The sequence below is a fragment of the Nevskia soli genome (assembly GCF_903970205.1).
In the GTDB taxonomy this organism is placed as follows: Bacteria; Acidobacteriota; Terriglobia; order Bryobacterales; family Bryobacteraceae; genus Bog-113.
The window spans coordinates 1-3,840 of sequence record NZ_CAJCHS010000249.1; the positions used below are offsets into that span (position 1 = coordinate 1).

5 protein-coding genes are annotated in these 3,840 nt (G+C 57.0%); 3 read left to right on the forward strand and 2 right to left on the reverse strand.

The features are described from left to right. From H1Y01_RS11315 to H1Y01_RS11325, 3 genes are all read left to right on the forward strand, one after another. Positions 1 to 271, forward strand: a 271-nt coding sequence (locus H1Y01_RS11315) for an ABC transporter permease (RefSeq protein ID WP_180540630.1), incomplete at its 5' end; no start/stop codon positions are given. A gap of 22 nt (positions 272 to 293) precedes the next feature. Then, positions 294 to 494 (forward strand): hypothetical protein, encoded by a 201-nt coding sequence (locus H1Y01_RS11320; protein ID WP_180540631.1) that lies wholly within the window; start codon positions 294 to 296, stop codon positions 492 to 494. Between the two features lie 250 nt (positions 495 to 744). After that, complete coding sequence (locus H1Y01_RS11325) at positions 745 to 1,104, forward strand: hypothetical protein (protein WP_180540632.1); 360 nt, start codon at positions 745 to 747, stop codon at positions 1,102 to 1,104. 649 nt (positions 1,105 to 1,753) lie between these two features. On the opposite strand, the gene mqnC is transcribed toward H1Y01_RS11325, so the two are convergent. Together mqnC and H1Y01_RS11335 are read right to left on the reverse strand one after the other, a co-directional pair. After that, the gene (gene mqnC, locus H1Y01_RS11330; RefSeq protein WP_180540633.1) at positions 1,754 to 2,785 is read right to left on the reverse strand and encodes a cyclic dehypoxanthinyl futalosine synthase; all 1,032 of its coding nucleotides are present in this window, start codon (positions 2,783 to 2,785) and stop codon (positions 1,754 to 1,756) included. A gap of 44 nt (positions 2,786 to 2,829) precedes the next feature. Beyond that, positions 2,830 to 3,840 (reverse strand): cystathionine beta-lyase (locus H1Y01_RS11335; RefSeq protein WP_180540634.1); only part of this gene is annotated, 1,011 nt, incomplete at its 5' end.

Consider the following 3,840-nt stretch of genomic DNA (forward strand, 5'->3'; position numbering starts at 1 on the left):
GACGCAGCAGCAGGCGGTGATGTCGAGCTTCTTCTTTGCGACGCCGACGTTCATGCTAAGCGGATTCTCGTTTCCGATTCGTAACATGCCGATAGCCGTGCAGTATCTGACTTACCTGAACCCGCTGCGATACTTCGTGGAGATTGTGCGTGGAGTGTTCCTGAAGGGAATTGGATGGTCAGTACTCTGGCCGCAGATGACGGTACTGGCGTTTTACGGAGTTACGATTTTGTTGCTGGCGGCGAGCCGGTTCGAGAAGAAGCTGGATTAGGGTTTAGACTGGAAAGAGTAATATGAGAAAACCCGTTCTGGTTGAGGGTCCGTACGACACGATCGAGGCTTTGGCCGAGGCGGGGAACATCTCGCCGGAGCGCACCCGCGAGCTTGTGGAGATGGCGCGGGAATCCATAGCGAATCAGGCACGCCGGACCGCTCGCTCTAAGGCGAGAAAGGCCGCTTCGAATCGTGGCCCGACCAAGGCTGCCAAGCGCTGATAACGGCGTCGTCGACACGCCCTTCGCTTTTCTGAATATCCCTTACGACACCGAGTTCGTCAGCCTTTACCTCGCATACATCGCAGGTTTGTCCGCATTCGGCATCAGACCTACGGCAAGCCTTGAGATTCCTGGCGGGGATCGCCGCCTTGACCGCATCTTCACTTTGATTCAGAGCTGCAGGTATTCTTTCCACGACCTTTCGCGTGTACAAATGGATGAACGCCGCCCTCCTACGCCTCGGTTCAACATGCCATTCGAACTAGGCTTAACGGTTGCGTGGGACAAGCTGAATCCGGGCACACACAGTTGGTTTGTGATGGAATCGCAGAGCAGGCGTGTCTTAAAGTCGTTGAGCGATCTCGCGGGCACTGATGTTCAGATTCACAATGGAAATGTCAACGGTGTGTTTCGTGAACTGGCGAACTCACTCGTTCGCGCCGAACGCCAACCGCCCGTACAAGAGATGCAAGCGATCTACCGTGCTCTGCAGCAACGGCTTCCTGCTATCCAACGTCAGGCGGGCGGCGGTTCGGTTTATGGCGCTCGGACCTTCCACGAACTGCGCCTTCTTGCGCGAGCACTCGCTCGCGAACAGACATCGACTTAGTTGACGAAGTAGATTCAATACAACGTATCGCGCTGCTTCGGCAGTTCCTCTTCCGTCGCACGATGCTTCGCGCGCCTGGCATTTTACGGAGTGACGATTTGCTGCTGGCGGCTAGCCGGTTCGAGAAGAAGCTGGATCGGGGATTACACTAGAGGTAGATATGGTAAAGCGAGCTATTGTCGAAGGTCCGTTCCCCACGGTCGAAGAGCTGGCGAGAGAGGGAAATATCTCGCCGAAGCGGACGCGTGAGCTTGTGGAGATGGCTCGGGAAGCAATAGCGAATCGGGCGCGCCGGGCCACTCGGTCTAAGGCCACGAGAAAGGCCGCTGCGAAGCGTGCCCCGACCAAGGCTTCGAAGCGGTCATAACGGCGTCGTTGACGCGCCCTCCGCCTTTCTCAACATTCCCTACGACGAAGAGTTCGTCGACCTTTACCTCGCTTACATCGCCGGTGTAGCCGCATTCGGGATCATACCGCGAACGAGTCTAGAGATTCCTGGCGGTGAGCGCCGCCTCGACCGCATCTTCGGCCTGATTCAGACCTGCAGATATTCGTTTCACGATCTCGGGTGGCGATTCCGCGTTTGGCGCGCGGACTTTCTACGAACTGCGCGTTCTTGCGGGGGCGCTCGCGCGCGAACAGATCTTACTTAGTTGACAAAGTAACTGCGGTACAACGTATCCCGCTGCTTCGGAATAAATCCCGCGTCGCGAATCAATCGCCGCAGTTCCTCTTCGGTCGCACAATGGTGCGCGCCGGCGGCCGACACGACATTCTCCTCGATCATGATACTGCCTACATCATTTCCGCCAAAACGCAAACCAACCTGGCAGGTCTTCAATCCGGGTGTCACCCAAGACGACTGGATGTTGAGGATGTTATCCAGATAGATCCGTGAAATCGCCAACGTCTTCAGATACTCAACTGCGGTCGCTTCTTCCTTAACAAACCGCCCGAGCGAAGTATTCTCGCGCTGAAAACTCCACGGGATAAATGCCGTGAACCCACCCGTATCTTCCTGAATCTGCCTGACGAGCTCCAGATGATTGATGCGCTGATCGATCGTCTCCCCGCAGCCGAACATCATCGTTGCCGTGGTCCGCATGCCGAGTTCGTGGGCGGTCCGGTGTACGTCCACCCACTCCTGCACGCCGCACTTCAACCGGCTGATGCGATAACGAACGGCATCGTCCAGAATCTCCGCGCCGCCGCCCGGAATGGAGTCGAGCCCCGCATCGCGCAGCCGGGCAATTGTGTCGCGCAAGGTGATGCCACTCACCTCCGCGATATTCCAGATCTCCGGCGCCGAAAAGCAATGCGTCCAGATATTGAAACGCTGCTTGATGGCGCGCAGCAGATCCTCATACCATTCAATTTTCAGATCGCGGTGAAGGCCGCCCTGCATCAGGATTCCGGTGCCGCCGAGGTCGAGCGTTTCCTGAATCTTGTCGAAGATCACTTCGTTGGGAAGTACGTAGCCCTCTTTGTGACCCATCGGTCGATAGAACGCGCAGAAGCTGCAATATTCCGTGCAGAAATTCGTGTAGTTGATATTGCGGTCGATGATGTAGCTGACCACGCGTTCCGGATGCAACCGGCGCCGCACCGCATCCGCTTCCATGCCGATCCCAATCAGGTCGTCCGATTCGAACATCTCCCGGGCTTGTTCGCGAGTCATCATAAGGGGCCTGCTTCCAGTGTAGATGGCGCGCTCAAATGCAGTGATCAAGAGGCGGCGGCGAGTCCCCGTTCGAGGTCGGCGATCAAATCGTTCGTGTCTTCGAGACCAATGTTCAGCCGCACGATCCGGTGTTGATAGTTGTTACGATCCCGTCCTCGGCTCATGTCGTACGCCACAGCCAGACTGGTAACCCCCGCCCAGCTATAGCCGATTTTGAATAGCCGAAGTGCATCGACGAATCCCTGAACTTGTAACTTAGTCGCGTCCGGACGGAACACGATCGAGAACACACCGGCCGATCCGGTGAAATCGCGCTTCCAGAACTCGTGCCCAGGACACGATTCCAGCGCCGGATGCAGCACGCGTTCGATTTCCGGCCTTTGGGCAAGCCAGTGCGCAATGCGCAGCGCCGAACTCTCGATCGCACTTAGCCGAACGGCCAGCGTCTTCAGCCCTCTTAGCGCCAGACTACAATCGTCGGGTGAGGCGGCGCACCCGAGCATCTGCTGATGGGAACCGATCTTCTCCCAAGCCGCCGCGTCCTTAACCGTGACCGATCCCAGCAGCAGATCGCTGTGGCCGCCAACATACTTGGTAAGTGCCTGCATCGTAATATCAACGCCGTGTGCCAAGGCATCGAAGTAGACTCCAGCGGACCAGGTGTTGTCGAGGACAACTAATGCTCCGCCGGCATGTGCGGCTTCGCAGATAGCGGGCACGTCCTGCACTTCCATCGTGATCGACCCGGGACTCTCGCACCAGACCAGCTTAGTGTTCGACTTGACTAACTCATCGATTCCGCGGCCAAGAAGCGGATCGTAGTAACTCACCTCGACACCAAAACGGCGCAGTACATGATTTGCAAACTGACGATTTGGACCATAAATACTCAGCGGAATCAGGATATGATCGCCCGACTGTAGCAGCGCGAAGTTGATTAGAGAAATCGCGCTTTGTCCGCCCGGCGTGATGAGCGTGCGGTAGCCGCCCTCTAACTCACAGACTCTGGCCGCCAACTCCAACGTAGTCGGCGTGCCGTAAAGTCCATAGGTGTA